This window comes from Sphingobium sp. FW305-3-2-15-F-TSA7, assembly GCF_058787155.1.
This window is the reverse complement of the sequence record NZ_JBYSZM010000033.1, coordinates 42,513-62,527: the sequence shown is the minus strand read 5'-3', so window position 1 is coordinate 62,527 and position 20,015 is coordinate 42,513. Positions and strand designations below refer to the sequence as shown.

Annotated in this window: 21 protein-coding genes and 2 tRNA genes; 20 read left to right on the top strand and 3 right to left on the bottom strand. The window is 65.3% G+C overall.

The genetic code is table 11. The annotated features are described in order from the left end of the window. The 15 genes from gspJ to AC3WN8_RS22900 form a co-directional block, all read left to right on the top strand. The coding region (gene gspJ / locus AC3WN8_RS22970) for a type II secretion system minor pseudopilin GspJ (protein ID WP_492671818.1) at positions 1 to 683 on the top strand (683 nt) is incomplete at its 5' end. Further along, positions 680 to 1,672: a type II secretion system minor pseudopilin GspK gene (gene gspK, locus AC3WN8_RS22965; RefSeq protein ID WP_492671817.1), complete on the top strand. Its 993-nt coding sequence runs from the start codon at positions 680 to 682 to the stop codon at positions 1,670 to 1,672. The genes gspJ and gspK, both read left to right, overlap by 4 nt. After that, a complete protein-coding gene (gene gspL / locus AC3WN8_RS22960; protein WP_492671816.1) occupies positions 1,669 to 2,769 on the top strand; it encodes a type II secretion system protein GspL in 1,101 nt (366 codons plus the stop codon). The genes gspK and gspL overlap by 4 nt, the downstream gene beginning before the upstream one ends. After that, entirely contained in the window at positions 2,766 to 3,242 is a 477-nt protein-coding gene (gene gspM / locus AC3WN8_RS22955) for a type II secretion system protein GspM (RefSeq protein WP_492671815.1), read from the top strand. Before gspL ends, gspM begins: the two co-directional genes overlap by 4 nt. Beyond that, positions 3,242 to 3,961: a type II secretion system protein N gene (locus tag AC3WN8_RS22950; protein ID WP_492671814.1), complete on the top strand. Its 720-nt coding sequence runs from the start codon at positions 3,242 to 3,244 to the stop codon at positions 3,959 to 3,961. Before gspM ends, AC3WN8_RS22950 begins: the two co-directional genes overlap by 1 nt. Positions 3,962 to 4,142: 181 nt before the next feature. Continuing rightward, positions 4,143 to 4,219, top strand: a tRNA-His gene (locus tag AC3WN8_RS22945). Between the two features lie 89 nt (positions 4,220 to 4,308). Beyond that, a complete protein-coding gene (locus tag AC3WN8_RS22940) occupies positions 4,309 to 5,358 on the top strand; it encodes a Glu/Leu/Phe/Val dehydrogenase family protein (protein ID WP_492671813.1) in 1,050 nt (349 codons plus the stop codon). 117 nt (positions 5,359 to 5,475) lie between these two features. Continuing rightward, a complete protein-coding gene (locus AC3WN8_RS22935) occupies positions 5,476 to 6,462 on the top strand; it encodes a phosphatase PAP2 family protein (RefSeq protein ID WP_492671812.1) in 987 nt (328 codons plus the stop codon). A 115-nt stretch (positions 6,463 to 6,577) separates the two neighbouring features. After that, positions 6,578 to 7,294: a heme ABC transporter permease CcmC gene (ccmC, locus tag AC3WN8_RS22930; RefSeq protein ID WP_492671841.1), complete on the top strand. Its 717-nt coding sequence runs from the start codon at positions 6,578 to 6,580 to the stop codon at positions 7,292 to 7,294. Then, positions 7,291 to 7,422, top strand: a complete 132-nt coding sequence (locus AC3WN8_RS22925) for a hypothetical protein (RefSeq protein WP_492671811.1) — start codon at positions 7,291 to 7,293, stop codon at positions 7,420 to 7,422. The genes ccmC and AC3WN8_RS22925 overlap by 4 nt, the downstream gene beginning before the upstream one ends. Beyond that, positions 7,419 to 7,850 carry a cytochrome c maturation protein CcmE gene (ccmE, locus tag AC3WN8_RS22920; protein WP_492671810.1) on the top strand — a complete coding sequence of 144 codons (432 nt, stop codon included), beginning with the start codon at positions 7,419 to 7,421 and terminating at the stop codon, positions 7,848 to 7,850. The genes AC3WN8_RS22925 and ccmE overlap by 4 nt, the downstream gene beginning before the upstream one ends. After that, positions 7,847 to 9,769, top strand: coding sequence for a heme lyase CcmF/NrfE family subunit (locus AC3WN8_RS22915; RefSeq protein WP_492671809.1), 1,923 nt, complete (start codon positions 7,847 to 7,849; stop codon positions 9,767 to 9,769). Before ccmE ends, AC3WN8_RS22915 begins: the two co-directional genes overlap by 4 nt. Further along, on the top strand, positions 9,769 to 10,302 hold the full coding sequence (locus AC3WN8_RS22910) for a DsbE family thiol:disulfide interchange protein (RefSeq protein ID WP_492671808.1): 534 nt from the start codon (positions 9,769 to 9,771) through the stop codon (positions 10,300 to 10,302). Before AC3WN8_RS22915 ends, AC3WN8_RS22910 begins: the two co-directional genes overlap by 1 nt. Further along, a complete protein-coding gene (locus AC3WN8_RS22905) occupies positions 10,299 to 10,706 on the top strand; it encodes a cytochrome c-type biogenesis protein (RefSeq protein WP_492671807.1) in 408 nt (135 codons plus the stop codon). Before AC3WN8_RS22910 ends, AC3WN8_RS22905 begins: the two co-directional genes overlap by 4 nt. After that, positions 10,706 to 11,374: a tetratricopeptide repeat protein gene (locus AC3WN8_RS22900; protein ID WP_492671806.1), complete on the top strand. Its 669-nt coding sequence runs from the start codon at positions 10,706 to 10,708 to the stop codon at positions 11,372 to 11,374. Before AC3WN8_RS22905 ends, AC3WN8_RS22900 begins: the two co-directional genes overlap by 1 nt. Before the next feature lie 43 nt (positions 11,375 to 11,417). Here AC3WN8_RS22900 and ald read toward each other — a convergent pair whose 3' ends face one another. Next, entirely contained in the window at positions 11,418 to 12,512 is a 1,095-nt protein-coding gene (gene ald, locus AC3WN8_RS22895; RefSeq protein WP_492671805.1) for an alanine dehydrogenase, read from the bottom strand. A gap of 134 nt (positions 12,513 to 12,646) precedes the next feature. Here ald and AC3WN8_RS22890 point away from each other — a divergent pair, with 134 nt between their 5' ends. From AC3WN8_RS22890 to AC3WN8_RS22875, 4 genes are all read left to right on the top strand, one after another. After that, the gene (locus tag AC3WN8_RS22890; protein ID WP_492671804.1) at positions 12,647 to 13,087 is read left to right on the top strand and encodes an Lrp/AsnC family transcriptional regulator; all 441 of its coding nucleotides are present in this window, start codon (positions 12,647 to 12,649) and stop codon (positions 13,085 to 13,087) included. A gap of 125 nt (positions 13,088 to 13,212) precedes the next feature. Continuing rightward, positions 13,213 to 15,141 (top strand): potassium transporter Kup, encoded by a 1,929-nt coding sequence (locus AC3WN8_RS22885; protein WP_492671803.1) that lies wholly within the window; start codon positions 13,213 to 13,215, stop codon positions 15,139 to 15,141. Next, a complete protein-coding gene (locus tag AC3WN8_RS22880; RefSeq protein WP_492671840.1) occupies positions 15,051 to 15,644 on the top strand; it encodes a 2'-5' RNA ligase family protein in 594 nt (197 codons plus the stop codon). The genes AC3WN8_RS22885 and AC3WN8_RS22880 overlap by 91 nt, the downstream gene beginning before the upstream one ends. A 55-nt stretch (positions 15,645 to 15,699) precedes the next feature. Continuing rightward, positions 15,700 to 15,776: transfer RNA gene (locus tag AC3WN8_RS22875), tRNA-Met, on the top strand. Positions 15,777 to 15,803: 27 nt separating this feature from the next. Here the strand turns inward: AC3WN8_RS22875 and AC3WN8_RS22870 are convergent. Both AC3WN8_RS22870 and AC3WN8_RS22865 read right to left on the bottom strand, forming a co-directional pair. Further along, positions 15,804 to 16,856 carry a DNA-directed RNA polymerase subunit alpha gene (locus tag AC3WN8_RS22870; RefSeq protein WP_492671839.1) on the bottom strand — a complete coding sequence of 351 codons (1,053 nt, stop codon included), beginning with the start codon at positions 16,854 to 16,856 and terminating at the stop codon, positions 15,804 to 15,806. Positions 16,857 to 17,393: 537 nt separating this feature from the next. After that, positions 17,394 to 18,122, bottom strand: coding sequence for a hypothetical protein (locus AC3WN8_RS22865; RefSeq protein ID WP_492671802.1), 729 nt, complete (start codon positions 18,120 to 18,122; stop codon positions 17,394 to 17,396). A gap of 311 nt (positions 18,123 to 18,433) precedes the next feature. Here AC3WN8_RS22865 and AC3WN8_RS22860 point away from each other — a divergent pair, with 311 nt between their 5' ends. After that, complete coding sequence (locus AC3WN8_RS22860; RefSeq protein ID WP_492671801.1) at positions 18,434 to 19,897, top strand: CYTH and CHAD domain-containing protein; 1,464 nt, start codon at positions 18,434 to 18,436, stop codon at positions 19,895 to 19,897. The last annotated feature ends 118 nt before the right edge of the window (positions 19,898 to 20,015 follow it).

Below are 20,015 nucleotides of genomic sequence, written 5' to 3'. Positions count from 1 at the left end.
ACGGCTTCACGCCCCTTCGGCGTTCCGCCGAAAACGGCTTCACGCCCCTTCGGCGTTCCGCCGAAAACGGCTTCACGCCCCTTCGGCGTTCCGCCGAAAACGGCTTCACGCTTGTCGAACTGATGATCTCGCTCCTGATCTTCGGGATATTGGCGGCGGGCGGGGTGATGCTGTTGAGCTTCAGCGTGAGTGCGCAGGCATCGGCCAAGACCCGGCTCGACGATATCGCGACGATCCGCCGGCTCGGCTCGGCATTGACTGGCGATCTGGCCCAGGCCGTGCCGCGCACCACACGTTCATTGTCGGGCGATCGGGTGCCTGCGTTCCGCGGCACCGCCGGCGCAGGGGTGGAGCCCCTGATGGCATTCGTCCGCGCGGGTTGGAGCAATGCGGCGGGGGCGTCGCGCGCATCGCTTCAGAAAGTGGAATATCGTCTGAACGGTGATCGACTCGAAAGAGTCGCATACCCCATGCTAGACGGCGGCGAGCCGCAGGCGGGGGCCGTGGTGCTTGAGGGGGTCCGCTCGATTCGCATGCGGTATCGCAAGGATGGCGAATGGCTCGACGCTTGGGCCGAATCGCAACCCGAACTGCTTCCCGGTGCGGTGGAGATGGTGATCGATCGCGGCGATGGTGCGCCGATCCGCCAGGTCTTCGTCGCCGGATCGGGCTATCGCCAATGAAACGCGGACCCATCAGGGATGGTGAGCGCGGCGCCGCGCTGCTCAGCGTGCTGCTGCTGGTCGCGGTGATGGCGGTGTTGTCGGTCGGCGCGCTCGAACGGCTCAAGCTGTCGACGCATCTTGCCGCCAATGCCGCGGCGATCGATCAGGCGCGCGCCTTCGGCCAGGCGGCGGAGACGCTGGCCTTGATGCGGATCGACGATCTCGTTTCGCGCGATCCTGCCAAGACGACGCTTGCCGGCGGCTGGAACGGCCGGAGTTTCGACCTGCCGATTCCCGGCGGCATCGCAACCGCGCGGGTGCGTGACGGGGCCAATTGCTTCAATCTCAACAGCGTTGCGATCGGCCAGGTGCCGACCAAGCTGCAGCCCAATCCTGCCGGCATCGCGCAGTTCGTCGCGCTGATGGAGGCGATCGGGATCGAGACCAAGGTGGCGCGTCGCGTCGCCGCCGCGCTGGCCGACTGGGTCGACGCCGACGACATGCCCGCGCCCGAAGGGGCCGAGGATGATTATTACCGGACGCTCGCGGTCCCCTATCTCGCCGCCAATGCCCGGATGAGCGATGTCAGCGAATTGCGCGCGGTCGCGGGCGTCACGCCGGAGCTCTACGCGCGACTTCGCCCCTGGATCTGCGCGCTGCCCGTCAACGCGCTGTCGCCGATCAACGTCAACACATTGCTGCCCGACCAGGCGCCGCTGTTCGCGATGCTGCTGCCCGGCCGCCTCGATGTGCCGCGCGCGCGCCAGATGCTCGCCCAACGGCCGCCTGGCGGCTATGCAAGCCTGGTGGATTTCTGGCGGCTCCCCGCGCTCGAGGCGCTCAATCCCGGTCAGGAGGTGATCAGCCAGACCAAGCTGCGCACCGACTGGTTCGCGCTCGACATCATGGTCGAACTGGGTGGCGCCGAACTGGAGGAAACTGCACTGATCGATTCGACACGCGAGCCGGCCCGGCTCGTTTCTCGCCAATGGGGCGATCCGACATGAGTGCGCTGCGTCTCCTGTTCCTCTCTGCCGATCCCGAGGCGCCAGTGGCGTGGCGGCTCTATGACGGGGATCGCGAAACCGCGGCGGGTGACGATCTCGTCGCCTGTCCGCCCGATCAGCCCGAAGCGCGAATCGTCGCGATCGCGCCTGCCGCCGCGACCATGGTCAATTGGGCCGAACTGCCCGCGCTGGCGCCCGCCCAGGCGCGTGCCGCCGCACGGCTGCTCGCGGCGGAGAACAGCGTGGTTCCGCTCGATACGCTGCATGTCGCGCTGAGCGAGGCCGACGATGCCGGGGACCGGGCGATCGTCTCGGTCGATCGTGCATTGCTGACCGGCTGGATCGCGCGATTGCAGGCGCTCGGTCATGAACCCGACGCGATTCTGCCCGCCGCATTGCTGCTGCCGCGTCCCGAGGACGGGTTCGTGCGTGGCGCGTTTGCCGGGCAGACCGTGTTGCGCGGCCGCAGCAGCGCATTTCTCGAAGAACCCGGGCTTGCCGATCTGATCGTGGCGGATGCGCCGGTCGTCACGCTCTCGCCTGCCGAGGCCGAGGCGGCGATGCTGGCGGCCGTCGCCGATCCCGTGGTCGATCTCCGTGACGGTGGTTTCGCGAAGCGCCGGCCCTGGCAGGTCGATTGGGCGCTGATCCGTCGCCTGGCCTGGCTTGGCGCCGGCGTGCTGATCGCGACATTGCTGATCCATCTCGTGCTGATCCTCAAATACTCGACTTCGGCCGACGCGATCGAACTGCGCACGCGCGCGGTGGCGCAGAGCGCGCTGCCGGGCGGCAGCGGCGACGCCAATGCGCTGTTCGCGCTCGACGAGCGCTTGGCGGCGGCGCGCGGCGGCGGCGCCGGCTTCTCCGCGACCGCGGCGTCGATCTATGCCGCGATCCGCGCGGTGCCCAATGTCGAACTGACCCAGTTCGATTTCGGCGTCGACGGCTCGCTCAGGATCATGCTCGCGGCCGCGACGCCGGAGGATATCGCCGCGTTCCAGCGTCAGTTGGAGCGCTACGGCTTTGACGGCACCGCCACCCAGCCGCGCGTCGAGGCGGGACGGCAGATGGTCGAGATGACGGTGAGGCTGCCATGAGTGAACGGATCAGGACCTGGTGGCGCGACCGGTCAGTGCGCGAACAGCGCATGCTGCTCGTGATGGTCGGGCTCATGCTGGTGGTGGTCGCCTGGCTTTTCGTCAGGATGATGGACGATGCCCTGTCCGATGCGCGCGAACGGCACGGCCGCGCGGTGATCGAACAGGCGGAAGTGACGGGCAAGGTGGCGGCGCTGAAGGCGCTGGAACGCGGCGCGGGCCGCAGGCTCGATGCGCCCGTCGATGTCGTCGTGGGCCAGTCGGCAAGCGAGGTCGGTTTCGTCCTGTCCCGCACCGAACCTCAGGGCCGTGATCGCGTCGTCATCGCAATCGCCTCTGCCCGGCCCCAGGCGTTTTTCGGCTGGCTCAACGATCTGGAGGCGCGTGGCGTGTTTCCCGAACGGCTCACTGCCCGCGCCAACAGCGATCAGACACTGACGATCGAGGCGACAATGCGGGGCAGGGGGTTGTGATGCGCATCCGCCTGCCGCTTGGCCGCAGCCTGGTCTTCCTCTGCGCCTTCCTCGTCGCCCTGGTCGCGCTGACGCCGCTTCGCCTTGCTCTGGGCTGGCTCGCGCTCGACCAGAAGGGGCTTTCGGCGCGCAAGGCCGATGGCAGCATCTGGCTGGGCGGTTTGACCGAGAGCCGGGTCGGCGATGCACCGCTTGGCGATCTTTCGGCGCGACTCTCGCCGATCCAGCTTCTTGTCGGCCGTGCCCGTGTCGATATCGCGAATCGCGAGGATGGCCGCGGGCGCATCGCCGGTGGGCTCGGCGTGACGCGGAACAGCTTCGGCGTCGATGATCTGACCGCGGCGATCCCGGTCGCGTCGGTCTTCGCACCCTTGCCGATCGAGACGCTCGACCTGTCGGACGTCAGCGTCCGATTCGAAGATGGACAATGCGCGCGTGCCGAAGGGCAGGTGAAGGCTGCCTTGTCCGGAGAGATTGCAGGGATCAACCTGACCCAGGGCCTGACCGGCAATGCGCGCTGCGACGGTGGTGCACTGCTTCTGCCGCTCCAGGGCCAGTCGGGCATGGAGAAACTGGCGCTCAAGCTGTTCGAGGATGGCCGCTACGAACTCGACCTGTCGGTCCGTCCGAGCGATCCGGCGATCGGCCAGCGCCTCGCCGCCTCGGGCTTCCGCCAGACCGCACAGGGTTATGCCTTTCAGATGCAGGGACGCTTCTGACTTTCGGATCGTCATTCCGGCGAAGGCCGGAATCCCGGTTTTCTGGTCATACACGCCAAAGAGAGGCGGGATTCCGGCTTTCGCCGGAATGACGGTGTGGATGGAGAGGTTTGGTGCGGGACATATGCTTGACCGAATTCGAACCTCGGCGTAAGTGCGCGCCCGGCCTTTCGGCCATGTGGCGATCGTAGCTCAGTTGGTTAGAGCACTGGTTTGTGGTACCAGGGGTCGGGGGTTCAAGTCCCCTCGGTCGCCCCATTTTCTTCCGGCCACCTTTGGTCTGGCGCTTTCTGGTTTGAAATATTATTACGCGAGTCGGTAATGATATTTCAATGGCTGGAGCGGACATGACCTCGGTTTGGGACTTGCCGGATTTCGACGACCATGAGGGCGTCCACCTTTTTCGCGATGCGGCGAGCGGCCTGACCGCGATCATCGCGGTTCATTCCACCCATCTCGGCCCAGCAGCGGGCGGTGCGCGCTTCTGGCGCTATTCCGATCGTCAGCTCGCCGTGACCGATGCGCTGCGGCTTTCGCGCGGCATGAGTTTCAAGAACGCGATGGCCGGGCTGCCGATGGGCGGCGGCAAGGGCGTCGTGCTGGGCGGCGAAGGGGTCGAGAAGACGCCCGAACTGCTTGCCGCGTTCGGTGCCGCCGTCGAATCGCTCGGCGGGCGTTATGTCACGGCCGAGGATGTCGGCATGACCGATGTCGACATGGTCGCCATCGCGAGGGCGACGCGGCACGTGTCCGGCCTGCCGGTGACGCAGGGCAGCGCGGGCGGGGACCCGGGGCCGTTCACTGCGCTCGGGGTCTTCCTGGGCGTCAAGGCGGCGGCGAAGCGCGGCCTGGGGCGTGACGACATGTCGGGCGTGCATGTCGCGATCCAGGGCGTGGGCAGCGTCGGCGGCGGGCTGGCGCGGCTGCTCGCGGCGGAGGGCGCACGGCTGACGCTGGCCGACGCCAATATCGAACGCGCCGGCGCGCTGGCGGCCGAACTCGGCGCCGGACTGGTCGGTGCCGACGAGATCCTGGCGGTCGAAGCGGATATCGTCAGTCCCAATGCGCTGGGCGCTGTCCTCACCGCGGAATCGATCGCCGCGCTCCGCACCACCGTGATCGCGGGCGGCGCCAACAACCAGCTCGCGGCGCCCGAGGATGGCTGGCGCCTCCAGTCGCGCGGCATCCTCTATGCGCCCGACTATGTGATCAATGCCGGCGGGATCATCAATGTCGCACTCGAATATCTGGGGCAGGGCGATCGTGCGGAGGTGGAAGCGCGGATTCATCGCATCCCTGCGCGGCTGATCGAAGTGTGGGACGAAAGTGACGCGAGCGGCGAGCCGGCGTCCGATGTCGCCGACCGGATCGCCCGGCGACTGATCGGGCGCGGCTGACGCAGGGGGCGGTTCGCTTCGTTTCCGAAATCATAATATTTGCCGGTTAGTGATCGGCCGATGGCGGGGATTCCGATCAGTCGGGCAATCATGCCCAACATGGCCATGCTCGCCATAATGACGTCATTCGCGCTGATCACATCCTATCTTTCAGGTATCGATGGAAGCAGCCTGATCCTCGCCTATCTGGTGCCGACGCTCTACGTTGCCATCGTCGCGGTCGTGCTGTGGGCCGGCTTCATGCTCGTTCGCCTGGCCGTTCAGCGCGCCGATCGTCCGGCTGCCCAGATCGTATCGCGGCTGCGTGCGGCCTTTCCCATGCTGCTGCTGCCGGCGGTCATACAACCGCTGTTCCTGGCGGCCTTTACGACGGCGAAGACGGCGATCGCGCCGCTGACGTCATTCAGCTGGGATGCGCGCTTCGCGCAATGGGATGCATTGATCTTCGGAACCGATCCGTGGCGATTGACCTTTGGCCTGATCGGCGTCGAAGGGAGCCGTGCGCTCGAGATCTTCTATACCGTCGGCTGGGGTTTGAGCCTGGTGTTCGTCCAGGCGCTCGTGGCGCTTTTCGCATCGCGACGCTTTACCGGGCGCTTCTTCCTCGCCATGAATCTCTGCTGGTTTCTCAGCGGCTTCGTCCTTGCCTATGCGATGCCGGCGGCCGGTCCGGTCTTTGCGCATCTGTTCGATGCCGGGCTCGCCGGGCGATTTGACGGGCTTCACGCGGCGCTTGCCACGCACCTCGTTTCCGATGGGCCCATTTTGCGGACACAGGCCTATCTCGTGTCGGCGCTCGGTGCGCAGAGCGTTCAGATCGGCAGCGGAATCTCCGCCATGCCGTCGGTTCATGTGACGGTGGCGATGCTTTACGTCTTCGCCGCGCAAGGGATGCGCTGGCGCGCACCGGCGATAGTGTTCGCGATGTTGACCTTTATCGGCTCGGTCCATTTTGGCTATCATTACGCCGTCGATGGGCTTGTCGGTGCCGTCGTGGCGCTCGTCAGCTGGAAGGTGTCGACGCTTTACTTCGCAGAGCGCTCATGGTCGGCCGGCCCGATATGGGCGCGCGGCGCGAAGCCGGAGCATGCCGCGATCGGCTAACGGATATGCCGAGGGCCCGATGGGCTTCGAGTGACCGGCCATATCGGACGGCTTGATGGAGTGGGGTCGTGCCGGTAGAGCGAGGCGTCTCTCACCGAAGGTCAGCCGCTTCTCGATGCATGGTTTCGCCAATCCGGCGCGGTTCCTCAAGATCGCCAGACCGCTGACGCCCTGGCTGGCGTGGTGTGGTGTGCTGCTGATCGCGATCGGCATGGGCGCGGGGCTGTTCTTCACGCCGCCCGACTATCTTCAGGGCGAGACCGTCCGAATCCTCTATATCCATGTGCCCGCCGCCTGGCTGGGCATGGGGGGATGGACCGGCCTTGCCATCGCCAGCCTGGCGCAACTCGTCTGGCGCCATCCGCTGGCCGGCATCGCGGCGCGCGCGATCGCGGCGCCCGGCGCCCTCTTCACCGCGCTCTGCCTCGCCACGGGCTCGATCTGGGGGCGGCCCGCCTGGGGCACATGGTGGGAATGGGACGGGCGGATGACCTCGATGCTGGTCCTGCTGTTCCTCTATGTCGGTTATATCGCGCTGGCCAATGCCAGCGACGAGCGCGGCAGCGTCAGTCGCGTGACCGCGATCTTCGGTCTGGTCGGTGCGATCAATGTGCCCGTCATCAATCGATCGGTGGTCTGGTGGAACACGCTGCACCAGAAAGCGAGCATCACCATGACGGGTTCGAGTATCGACGCATCGCTGTTGTGGCCGCTCGGTTTCACCACTTTGGGCTTCAGCCTGCTGTTCGGTGCGATCGTGCTGATGCGCATGCGTGCGAGCCTGGCGCAGATCCGCGTCGAGGCGCGACTGAGAAGGATGACGGGCGAATGAATCAATGGGCCTATGTCATCGCCGCCTATGCCTTGACCATCGTCGCGACCACGGGGGTCGCGCTCTGGGCATTCGCGTCGATGCGCCGTGCCGAGCGGACCGCTGACGCGCTGAGGCGCGACGCGTGAAGGCCAAGCATCAACGGCTGACGCTCGCGCTGGTGGCGCTGGCGGCGCTGATCGGCGCCACCCTGCTCGCCATGTCCGCGCTGAAGGATCAGGCCGCCTATTTCTATTCGCCGGGCGACGCACGAAAGGCCAATTTGCCGGTCGGCCAGGCGATCCGCCTGGGCGGCATGGTGGAAAAGGGCTCGATCGTCCGCGCGCCGGACGGCGTCACCATCAATTTCGCGCTCACCGATGGGCTGGTCGGCGTACCCGTGCGCTTCAAGGGCATCGTGCCCGATCTGTTCAAGGAGGATTCGGGCGCCGTGGCGGAAGGGCGCTTCGATGCGTCCGGCACTTTCGTCGCCGACAATATCCTGGCCAAGCATGATGAGCGCTACATGCCGCCGCAGATCGCGGGCGACATGCACAAGACGGGCAAGGTCGAATGATCGCCGAAGCCGGTCTCGCCGCACTCTGGCTCGCCTTTGCGCTGGGCGCGCTCCAGCTCGTCCTGGTCCTGCTCGGCATGACCGGCGACCGCCGGGAACTGCTCGGCGCGGTGCGGCCGGTCGCGGTGGTGCAGGGGATTTTCGTCTGCATCGCCTTCGCCATGCTGATCTGGCTGTTCCTGCGCTCCGACATGTCGGTGAAGCTGGTCGCGATGAACAGCCATTCGGCCAAGCCCTTCATCTATAAATTCGCGGGCACCTGGGGCAATCATGAGGGGTCGATGCTGCTCTGGGTCACGGTGCTCGCGGTCGCGGGCGCCGGCGTCGCCCTGTTCGAGCGCAATCTCGAACGACTGACGCTGATGGCGACTTTGGGCGCCCAGGCGTTCATCGGCCTGGGTTTCTACGCCTTTCTGCTGTTCGCCTCCAATCCGTTCGCGCGGCTCGACCCGGCGGCACCGGAGGGGCAGGGGCTCAACCCGTTGCTCCAGGATCCCGGCCTCGCCTTCCATCCGCCGACGCTCTATTTCGGCTATGTCGGGCTTTCGATCGCCTTTTCCTTCGCGGTCGGCGCGCTGGTCACGCGTGACGTCGGTCCGGCCTTTGCCCGCGCGATGCGGCCTTGGGTGTTGATCGCCTGGATCTTCCTCACCATCGGCATCACCGCCGGCAGCTATTGGGCCTATTACGAACTGGGCTGGGGCGGCTGGTGGTTCTGGGATCCGGTCGAGAACGCATCGCTGATGCCATGGCTCGCCGCCACCGCATTGCTCCATTCGGTCACCGTCCTCGCCACACGCGACGGGCTGCGCGCCTGGACGGTGATGCTGGCGGTCGTCGCTTTCTCCATGTCGATGGTCGGCACCTTCCTGGTGCGTTCGGGCATTCTGACCTCGGTCCACGCCTTTGCGGTCGATCCGACCCGGGGCAGCTTCATCCTCGCGCTGCTCGCCATCTATATCGGCGGCGCGATGGTGCTGTACGCGCTGCGCGTCGGCACGGTGAAGGAAGGGACGCAATTCGATCCGGTCAGCCGTGAAGGCGCGCTCGTCGCCAATAACCTGCTGCTCTCGGTCATCCTCTGCCTCGTCTTTCTCGGCACGCTCTACCCGCTGATCACCGAGGCGATGGGCTTCAAGGTTTCGGTGGGACCGCCCTATTTCAACCTCGTCACCGGGCCGATCGCGCTGATCCTGGTCGCGATCATGGGGGCTGGGCCGTTGCTCAAATGGCGGCGCGACGAACTGAAGCCGCTGCTCAATCGTCTTGCCATTCCGATCCTGCTTTCGGCGGTCGCGCTGCTGGCGCTCGTCCTGTTCGTGCCGCGCACGCACATCCTGCCCTTGCTCGGGCTGGTCGCGGCCGCAGGTGTCGCCGCCGCCAGCGTCGCGCCGCTGTGGAAGCGCAATCTGCGCCGCACGCCCGGTTTCGTCTGGGGCATGGTAATCGCGCATCTCGGCATCGCCGTCAGCCTGGCGGGCATGGCGGCGGAAAGCAGCTTCACCAAGGAAACGCTGGTTGCCGCGCGCCTGGGCGAGAGCGAGACCGTCGGCCCCTTCACCGTGCGCTTCGACAAGGTGGAGCCGATCGCGGGACCGAACTGGACCGCGCTGGAAGCCACCTTCACCGTCACGCGCGGCAATGGCAAACCGTTCATCCTCAAGCCGCAGGCGCGGATGTTCGCCTCGCCCCCCACCGAAACCAACGAGGCCGCAATCTCGACGCAGCTCGACGGCCAGCTCTATACTGTGCTGGGCAAGGAGGATGAGCAGGGCCGCTGGCAGCTCCGGCTGTGGTGGAAGCCCTGGGTCACCCTGATCTGGCTGGGTGGCGGCATGATCGCGCTTGGCGGCCTGTTGTCGCTGATCGGGCGCGTCCGGCGCGAGCGGCGCGCGCAAGATCGAAAGGCCTATGCCTGATGAAGAAATCCTGGCTCCTCTGGCTGCCGCTTGGGCTGTTCGGACTGTTCTTCGGTATCGTCGCTTATGGGCTGATCAATCCGGCGGAGCGGACGATCGATTCCAAGCTGGTCGGCAAGCCGCTTCCGCAATTCGCGCTTCCCGCCGCGACGCCCGGCATAGCGGGGCTGAGGCATGCGGATCTCGCCCAGGGCGGTGAGCCGCGCCTGCTGAACATCTTCGCAAGCTGGTGCCTGCCCTGCATCGCCGAGGCGCCGGTGCTCGAGGGGCTGGCCGGGCAGGGTGTGCAGATCGACGCCATTGCCATTCGCGATCGCCCCGAGGATGTCGCCGCATTCCTCCAGCGTCACGGCAATCCCTATAAAAGGATCGGGTCGGACGTCGACAGCCGGGTCCAGCTTGCGCTCGGCTCGTCGGGCGTGCCCGAGACCTTCGTGATCGATGGCAAGGGTGTGATCCGCTACCAGCATATCGGCGACATCCGGCCCGAACATGTGCCGATGATCCTCGATCAGTTGCGGAAGGCGCGGTGAGGCGGGCGCTCGCCCTTTTGCTGATGCTGTCGCCGGTTCCGGCGCTGGCGGATTCGGCGATGCCCGCCGCGGCGCTCGCCGATACGCAGCTCGCCGATCCGAAGCAGGAGGCGCGTGCCACCGAATTGATGGAGACGCTGCGCTGCGTGGTCTGCCAGGGCCAGTCGATCGCGGACAGCGATGCGGAGATTGCCGGAGACATGCGCGCTATGGTGCGCGAACGGATCCAGCGCGGCGAGACGCCTGACCAGATCCGCGCCTGGATGATCGAGCGCTATGGCGAGTGGATCAGCTATGATCCGCCGCTTTCCGGCCGGACGGCGCTGCTCTGGATCGCGCCATTGCTGCTGCTCGGTGCCGGCATCTGGCTGGCACGCGGGCGTTTCCGCAGAAGGACACGCTGATGGGCTGGGTGATGGTCATCGCGATGGCGGCTGCTGCCTTTCTCGCGCTCTGGCGAATCGGCCGGGTGCCGCGCCCGACCTGGGAACTGATCGGTGCCGGTCTGTTGCTGGGGCTGGCCGGCTATGCCTGGCAGGGAAGCCCCGGCCAGGCCGGTACGCCCGTCGTCGCGCGATCGGCCGCCGCGGAAATCGATCCCAAGCTGATCGAGCAGCGCAAGGCGATGATGGGCAGTTTCGGCACCGAGGCGCAATGGCTGGACACGGCCGACACGTTCGGTCGCCTGGGTTCGGCGCGCGACGCGGTGACGGTGATGCTCGGCGGTGTCCGGGCCTATCCCAAGAGCGCGGACATGTGGGTCGGGCTGGGCAACGCGCTGGTCAACCATGCCGACGGCATGATGACGCCCGCGGCGCAATATGCGTTCCAGACGGGCGCGAACCTGTCCCCCGAACATCCTGGGCCGCCATTCTTCATGGGGCTGGCGCTTGCCCAGTCCGGCCAGTTCGACCGGGCCGAGGCAATCTGGAGCGAATTGCTCGCGCGGACCCCGGCACAGGCGCCCTGGCGCGCCGATCTCGAGGCGCGGCTCGGTGCACTGCGGACCCAGCTCGGCAGGCCGCCGGTGCAGGCGCCGCTCGCGCCGGCACCGGACCAGCGCGCTTCCTGAGGCCGGCAATCCATGTCATCCCCGCTTTCGCGGGGATGACAGGTCAATTGAACGGCAGGTCGAGCGCCTCCGCGACGGCTTTGTGACGGATCTTGCCGCCCGACACGTTGAGCCCCGCGGCGAGATGCGGGTCGGCCGCCATCGCGGCTTCGGCACCCAGATTGGCGAGCCGCAGCGCAAAGGGCAGAGTCGCGTTGTTCAACGCGAACGCTGACGTCCGCGCGACCGCGCCGGGCATGTTGGCGACGCAATAATGGATCACGCCCTCGACCTCGAACACCGGATCGTCATGGGTGGTCGCATGGCTGGTCTCGAAACAGCCGCCCTGGTCGATCGCGATGTCGACGAGCACCGATCCGCGCTTCATCGTCTTGAGCATCTCGCGCGTCACCAGCTTGGGGGCTGCGGCACCGGGCACCAGCACCGCGCCGATGACGAGATGCGCGTTCTTCACCGCCGCCGCGATCGCCGCCTTGCTGGCATAGGCGGTCTTGATCTGGCTGGAGAAGAACATGTCGAGCTCGGCCAGCCGGTCGTTGCTGATGTCGTAGATCGTCACGTCGGCGCGCATGCCGACCGCCATCTGCGCGGCATTCACGCCGGCGACACCGCCGCCGAGGATCGCGACGCGCGCGGGGGCGACGCCGGGGACGCCGCCGAGCAGGACGCCGCGTCCGCCCTGTTCCTTCTCCAGATAATGCGCGCCGACCTGAACCGACATGCGGCCGGCGACTTCCGACATCGGCTTGAGCAGCGGCAGGCCCCGGTTGGGTGAGGTCACCGTTTCATAGGCGATGCAGGTCGCGCCCGATTTCATCAGTCCCTCGGCCTGCGGCTTGTCGGCGGCGAGGTGAAGATAGGTGAAGAGCAGGTGGCGGGGTTCGAGCAGCGCGATTTCCTGCGGCTGCGGTTCCTTCACCTTCACGATCATGTCGGCCTTTGCGAAGACCTCAGCCGCGGTGGCCGCGATCGCTGCGCCGGCATCGACATAGTCGCGATCCTCGAAATCGATGCCGCTTCCGGCCCTGCTTTCGACGATCAGCTCATGGCCGGCCGCGACCAGTTCGGCGACCGACGCGGGGGTCAGGCCGACGCGATATTCGTGATTCTTGATTTCCTTGGGGACGCCGATGCGCATCATTCTCTCCTGCACGAGGATTTTGCGGAGAATAATCCCGATCGGCCGGGAAGTGCTTGCAAAATGGACCTCCGCTACAGCCTCGAATGGGATGAGATTGTGCATTTTGTCGAAATCGCGCAAAATGCTTTGGCATGGATGCGATAGATCGCAAAATTCTCGATCAGTTCGTGATCGACTCGGCGCTGACCAGCGAACAGCTCGGTGCGCGCGTCGGTCTGTCGCCGTCGGCGGCGCACCGGCGGGTCAAGGCGCTTGAGGATGACGGCCTGATTCTGGGATATCGCGCACACCTGTCCGCCGGTGCGCAGGGCAATCCGTCGACGGTTTTCGTTTCGGTCACGCTGGTCGATCAGCGCCAGGCGACGATGATGGCGTTCGAAGCGGCACTGGCGAAAACCCGGCAGGTACGCGAGGCGCATCTGATGAGCGGCGAGTCGGATTATCTCATCAAGGTGCTTGTCCGCGCCGATGACAGCTATGAGCGAGTCCATCGTGAGATCCTCTCGGCACTGCCCGGGGTTCACCGGCTGGTGACGCAATTCACCATCCGCACGCTGGCGGCGGGAGATTGACGCGGGCTCGCAATGTTGCTGTGCGATGAACGAGGTGCTAATGGCCCCGGGCTCCAGCGGTGGGGCAGTTGAGAGTCGGTCTTTTATGACCTTTTTCCTAGACGTTCAGGCGCGCTGACGCCTCCATGAGCACATCGGCAACGGATGTGGAGGCGGTCGAGTCTTCGCACGCGCCAGACAGCCAGCCTCTGGTGAAGCTGGCGGTGGCGGCTATCGGCATCGTCTTTGGCGATATCGGTACCAGCCCGATCTACGCGTTCCGCGAGACGTTCACGTCGGAACACCACAAGCTCGTGCCCGATCAGCTCCATATCTACGGCGTGCTGAGCCTGATCTTCTGGTCGATGATGATCGTGGTGACGATCAAATATGTCACCATCATCATGCGCGCCGACAACAAGGGTGAAGGCGGCAGCCTGGCATTGCTGGCGCTGATCAACCGCGAGACCGGCAGCGCCAAGCGCTGGACCGCGCCGATCGTGATGCTCGGCGTCTTCGCGACCGCCTTGTTCTACGGCGATTCGATGATCACCCCGGCCATGTCGGTGCTGTCCGCGGCCGAAGGTCTCGTCACCGTCGATTCGCGTTTCGAATCGTGGGTGCTGCCGATCGCGGTTGCGATCCTGATCTTCATCTTTTCGATCCAGGCACGGGGTACGGCACGTGTCGGCCAGCTTTTCGGGCCGATCATGCTGGTCTATTTCCTCACCATCGCGGTGCTTGGTCTGATCCAGGTCGTGCGCGACCCGACCGTGCTGATCGCGTTCAACCCCTGGTATGCCGTCCAGTTCTTCATGGCGGAGCGGATGCTCGCCTTCCTGGCATTGGGATCGGTCGTTCTCGCGGTGACCGGTGCCGAGGCGCTCTACGCCGATATGGGGCATTTCGGGCGCAATCCGATCCGTGTGTCCTGGCTGTTCTTCGTGTTGCCCGCGCTGATGCTCAACTATCTGGGGCAGGGGGCGATGATCCTCTCGCTCGATCTGGCGGGCGCCGCGGAAGCGATCAAGAATCCGTTCTTCATGCTCGCGCCCGACGGTTTCCGCCTGCCGCTCGTCATCGTCGCGCTGATGGCGACGGTCATCGCCAGCCAGGCGGTGATCTCCGGTGCATTCTCGCTGACCCAGCAGGCGATCCAGCTCGGCTTCATGCCGCGCATGCAGATCCTCCACACCAGCGCCAGCGCGGCGGGGCAGATCTATATCCCGGTGATCAACTGGGCGCTGTGCGTCGCGGTGATCGTGCTGGTGCTGTTCTTCGGATCGTCGAGCAATCTCGCCGCGGCCTATGGCATCGCGGTGACGGGCGCGATGTTCATCGACACCTGTCTGCTCGCCGTGGTGCTGTTCAGCCTGTGGAAGTGGAACAAGCTCGGCGCCGGGCTGGCGCTCGCGATCTTCCTCATCGTCGACCTCGCCTATTTCTCGGCGAACCTCACCAAGGTGCCCGATGGCGGCTGGTTCCCGCTGGCGGTCGGCTTCTTCGCCTTCACCATGCTCACCACCTGGTCGCGCGGCCGCAAGCTGATGATCGAGCGGATGCGCGAGGCGGCGATGCCGGTGAAGGTGTTCGTCACCTCCGCGGCGAACTCGGCGACGCGTGTGCCGGGCACTGCCGTGTTCATGACCTCGACCGCCGACGGCGTGCCGCATGCGCTGCTCCACAATCTGAAGCACAACAAGGTGCTGCACGACCGGGTGATCCTGCTGACGGTGAAGATCGCCGACGTGCCCTTCGTCGTGCAGGAGAATCGCTGCATGCTCGAGGATCTCGGGCAGGGCTTCCACCGGCTCGTCATCAAATTCGGCTTCATGCAGGAACCCGACGTGCCTGCCGCGCTCAAGCTCGTCACCGGCTGCGGCGCCGAATTCAAGATGATGGACACCAGCTTCTTCCTGGCGCGCCAGACGCTGTTGCCTTCCGAACGGCCGGGCATGGCGCTGTGGCGTGAACGGCTGTTCGCCTGGATGATGCGCAATTCGGAAAGCGCGATGGACTTCTTCAAGCTGCCGACCAACCGCGTGGTCGAACTCGGCAGCCAGGTCGAGATATAGCCGCGGCGCCGATCATCGTATCGGCGCTGTTCGGCCCGGCCGATCACGCATGGCTGACCGCGCTCCGGACCGCGCATTATCCGGCAGATCGCAACCGGCTCGACGCGCATCTGACGCTGTTCCATCATCTGCCGCCCTCGATCGAGCCGGAGCTGCGGACGCGGCTGGCAGAGGCGGTGCGGGGCCCACCGCCGGCGGCGACCATCGCCGGCATCCTCGATCTCGGCAGAGGCACGGCCCTCCGCGTCGAATGCCCCGTGCTGGAGGCGATCCGCGACCGCCTGGCCGATGCCTTCGATACGCTGCTGATGCCGCAGGATCGCACGACCTGGTGGCCGCATGTCACGATCCAGAACAAGGTCGATCCCGCCGTTGCGCGCGCGCTGCAACGCAGCCTTTCCGCGGGCTTTCGACGGCAACCGATCATGATCGCCGGGCTTGCCGCCTGGCATTATCGCGATGGCCTTTGGGAACTTGCATCGCGCCATCCGTTCCGCGGTTGACCGCTTCCACGCCGCCCACTATAGCCCGCCTCCGCGCTAAGGCGCGCGCCCTTGGGGCGGAGTAGCTCAGCTGGTTAGAGCACCGGAATCATAATCCGGGTGTCGGGGGTTCAAGTCCCTCCTCCGCTACCATTTACATGGTCCTGATATCGCACCCTGTTAGCTCAGAAGCTCCTGGTCGATCATGCGTGCCACCTCCTCGATTTGTTCGGGTGGCCATCCGGGGATCTCCATGCCGAGGCGCAGGCCCATGCCGGAGAGGATCTCCTTGATCTCGTTGAGCGACTTGCGGCCGAAATTCGGCGTCCGCAGCATCTCCGCTTCGGTCTTCTGCACGAGATCGCCGATATAGATGATGTTATCGTTCTTGAGGCAGTTGGCCGAACGCACCGACAATTCCAGCTCGTCCACCTTCTTGAGCAGATAGCGGTTGATCCGGTCATTATCCTCTTCCGACGCCGCGGGGAGGGCGGCCGGCATCGGCGTCTGCGCCATCCCCTCGTCGAAATGGACGAAGACCTGCAACTGATCCTGAAGGATACGCGCGGCATAGCCGAGCGCATCCTCGGGGTGGACGGTGCCGTCGGTTTCCACGCTCAGGGTGAGCTTGTCGTAATCGAGTTCCTGTCCGACACGCGTATTCTCGACCCGATAGGTGACCTGACGCACGGGCGAGTAGAGCGCGTCGATGGGGATCAGGCCGACCGGCGCATCGACCGGCCGGTTCGCAACCGCGGGCGCATAGCCCTTTCCGGTATTCGCGATCAGTTCCATCGTGAGCGAAGCGCCTTCGTCGAGCGTGCAGATCACAAGCTCGGGGTTCATGATCGTCACGCCATCGGCACCCCCGATCATATTTGCGGTCACCTGCCTTGGCCCCTTTGCCGAAAGCCGGAGCCGCTTGGGGCCGTCGCCATCCATGCGGATCGCGATCTGCTTCACGTTGAGCACGATATCCGTCACGTCCTCGCGCGCACCGGGAAGGCTCGTGAACTCGTGCAGCACGCCGTCGATGCGAATCGACGTGATCGCGGCGCCCTGGAGCGAGGAGAGCAGCACGCGGCGCAATGCGTTGCCGAGCGTCAGGCCGAAGCCGCGTTCCAGCGGTTCGGCGATGAAGGTCGCCTTGCGTCGGTCATTGGCCGCGTGCCTTGCCAGTTCGTCCGGTCTTTTGATTCTCTGCCAGTTGCGGGCGTTCACACGGGGGGCCAGTCCGCCTGTGCCTGTCGCCACGGCGACCGGGACGCGTCGTGAGACCGGTTGCGATTGCTCGGTCATGACTTCGACCCGACCGTCCCTGCGCAAGGCGCCCACCGTATCGCGCAGGTGCCGGAAATTATCGGGTGCGGTGCCGGCAAGATAGGTTGTCGCATCGGCGATCAGCTGGTCGAGTTCCGCGCCAATGGCGATGCGTTCCCGTGACGGAAGCGCGAGAATGCGTCCCGCATGACGATCGAGCTCTTCGCCGACACGGTCGAAGTCGTGCCAGAGCGGCAGGCGCCGCGTCACCGCGCTCACATATGCCTTCGCGACACGGGCGTTGCCCACAGCCTCGACCTGCGCGCCTGCTTCAAAGGCTTCCGCCCAGCCGAGCGCTTCCTCATCGACCAGGAAGTCGCCGAAATCCGAAATCGAGGCGCCGATCAGCGCGCCGAGATCGTGTACATCTCCATCCGCCTCGATCCGGGCGATCAAAGCCATGTCGCTCTGCGACAATATGACGGGTCCGGAAGCAATGCTCGCCATTCGTCAGCCCTCGTCGATCTCGAAAAATTCCGGCTGCGCGTTGTTCGACACCCGCCGTGCCTTTTGCCAGTGGATGAAGCGCAGCAGCATGCCTCTCATGCCCGATTTGGCGATGCCCTCGCGGCTGATGACCTCCGCCGTCGAAAAGAGCCGGATCTGCCCCTGACGCGCAGCGTCCCACTGGCAGTCCGCGGTGAAATGCTGCTCGCAGTCGAGCACCGCATCCCGCTTTTCCAGCTCGCCGGGGCGGATGGTCCAATAGGCGGTGTCGGTCTGCGTCTTCTGGCGGATTTCGGGCGTGTAGTCGGTACCCAACACCTTTCGGGCGTCGGATTTCTTGTTCGAGAATGCGAACTCGCCGACTTCCGCATCGAGGCCGACTTCCTTGAATCCGACCTTGATGCCGATCTTTGGATTGGCCTTGATCGTGCGCTCGCTGCTGCTTTCGGTCGTGCGCTCGATGCCGATATCCGGCGGGGTGGCCGCGGTCACGGAGAGCGTGCCGCCGATCGTCCGAAATTGCAGATTCGCCTCGCGACACGCGACCTTATAGGGGGAGGGGGTGCCGTTCTGGTCGATGAAGGTGACCGGCGTTATCACCATCTTCAGTCCGACCGAAACGCCGTTACCCCGGACTTCCGGGGTCAGGGCGAGCGTGATCGTGGTCTGGAGCCCCTCATTCCGGCTTCGAATGGGAAAATGCAGCGTCTGCCCCAACGCAACTCTGTCCACCGCCCACTCCCCGATTTCTCAAGCAAGATTCGGAGACGTAACAAATCCTCCACCGACGGCGAAGCGGGAATCAATCCACTTGCGGGGGCCAGGCGGACAGGCGCGACCCGGGTCGAAGCGGCCATCGGCGTTCCGCACGATGGTTGCGATAGCGCCATCCGTCGACGGAAGTGATAGGATAGCGAGCCGCGTCGAATGGCGCATGGGCCGAAATGAGGGATGGCCCGGAGCGGCTCGAACAATCACAATATTCATGTGCGATTGGCAGGCCCATATCGGCGTGGATATCCATAGACTTCATGGAGATCGTGATGGAGGGTTCGCTTGAGGTCGAGCTGAAGCTGGAGCTGGATCCGGTGGCGCTTGGGAAAGTCGATCGGGATGCCCTGTTTGGCGTGATGCGTGCGTCCGATCGGCTTGAATCCGTCTATTTTGACACGCCCGGCCTCGATCTGCGCGCTGCAGGCTTCTCGCTGCGCATCCGCAAGAAGGGGCGGCAGCGGATTCAGACGATCAAGGCCGATGCGAAGGCAAAAGCGGGCTTGTTCGTGAGGCCCGAATGGGAACACCCCATCAAGGGAAGCACGCCGATCGTCGACGAAACCGCCGGCCCCCTGACTTCGATGGTCGGCCGGAAAGTGCTCGACGCGCTTGTCCGCCTTTTCGCGACCGATGTCAGGCGGACGATCCATCTCCATAGCGAGCGGGGGGCGACGATCGAGATTGCGATCGACGAGGGCGACGTTCGGGCGGGCGAACGCTCCGAACCGCTTTGCGAAATCGAACTGGAGCTGAAGAGCGGGCCGTCCGGTGTCCTGTTCGACATCGCCCGACGCATGAACGAGGTCCTTCCGGTCCGGCTGGGCGTACGCTCGAAGGCCGAACGGGGCTATGCCCTGGTCGCGGGCGATGCCGTCACGGCTTTCGGGAACGAGCCCATCATACTCGATCCCGGCGACGATGCGGCGCACGCTTTCGAAACGATCGCGCACGCATGCCTTCGCCAGTTCCGTTTGAACGAAGCCTTGCTCCTTGCCGGGGGAGGGGCGGAGGCGCTTCACCAGGCGCGGATCGGCCTGCGCCGGCTGCGATCGGCTTTTACGCTCTACAAGCCTTTGCTGGCCGGTGATGCGAAGGCGCAATTGCTGCGCGGCGAGCTCAAATGGCTGGCGGCGGAATTGGGCGAGGTGCGCAATCTCGACATAGTGATCGACAGGGTCGAGGCAGGCGAGCGCGAACCGATCATGGATGCACGCGCGCGCATCCATGATGTCGTCCGGACCGAACTCGAGTCCGCGCGAACCCGACTCCTCATGATCGATCTCGCCGAATGGCTCGCGCTGGGCGACTGGCGGATGCGACCGCAGGATCCGACCGCGCTTCACCAGCCGGTCCGGCTGCTGGCCGACGGCCTGCTCGAAAAGCATCGCAAGCGGATGAAACGCCGTGGCAGGAATTTCGCCTCGCTGTCGGACCGGGATCGGCACGAGGTCCGGATCGAGGCCAAGACACTTCGTTATGCCGCCGAATTCTTCGCCGCGCTCTACCGCGACAAAAAGTCCCGCCGACGGCAAAAGGCGTTTCTGAAGGCGCTGGAGGATCTTCAGGACAGACTGGGCGCCTTGAACGATCTTGTGACGGTCCCCCAAGTGATCGGGAAGCACGGGCTGGACGTCAAACTCCCCAGGATCGGACGTCGAGAGCGGGAGCGGATGCTGCACCGGGCGGAAGGCGCATTCGAGGCGTTCATGGATATGAAGCGCTATTGGCGTTGATCCGGCCAATGCAAGGATATGATGCGGTGTACGCCAGTCAAATTGCAGTGGCGAAACCGCCTCATGGCTGATAGTCGCGATGGACCTGCCGACGGGATCGGCAAGCTGCGATCTGTTG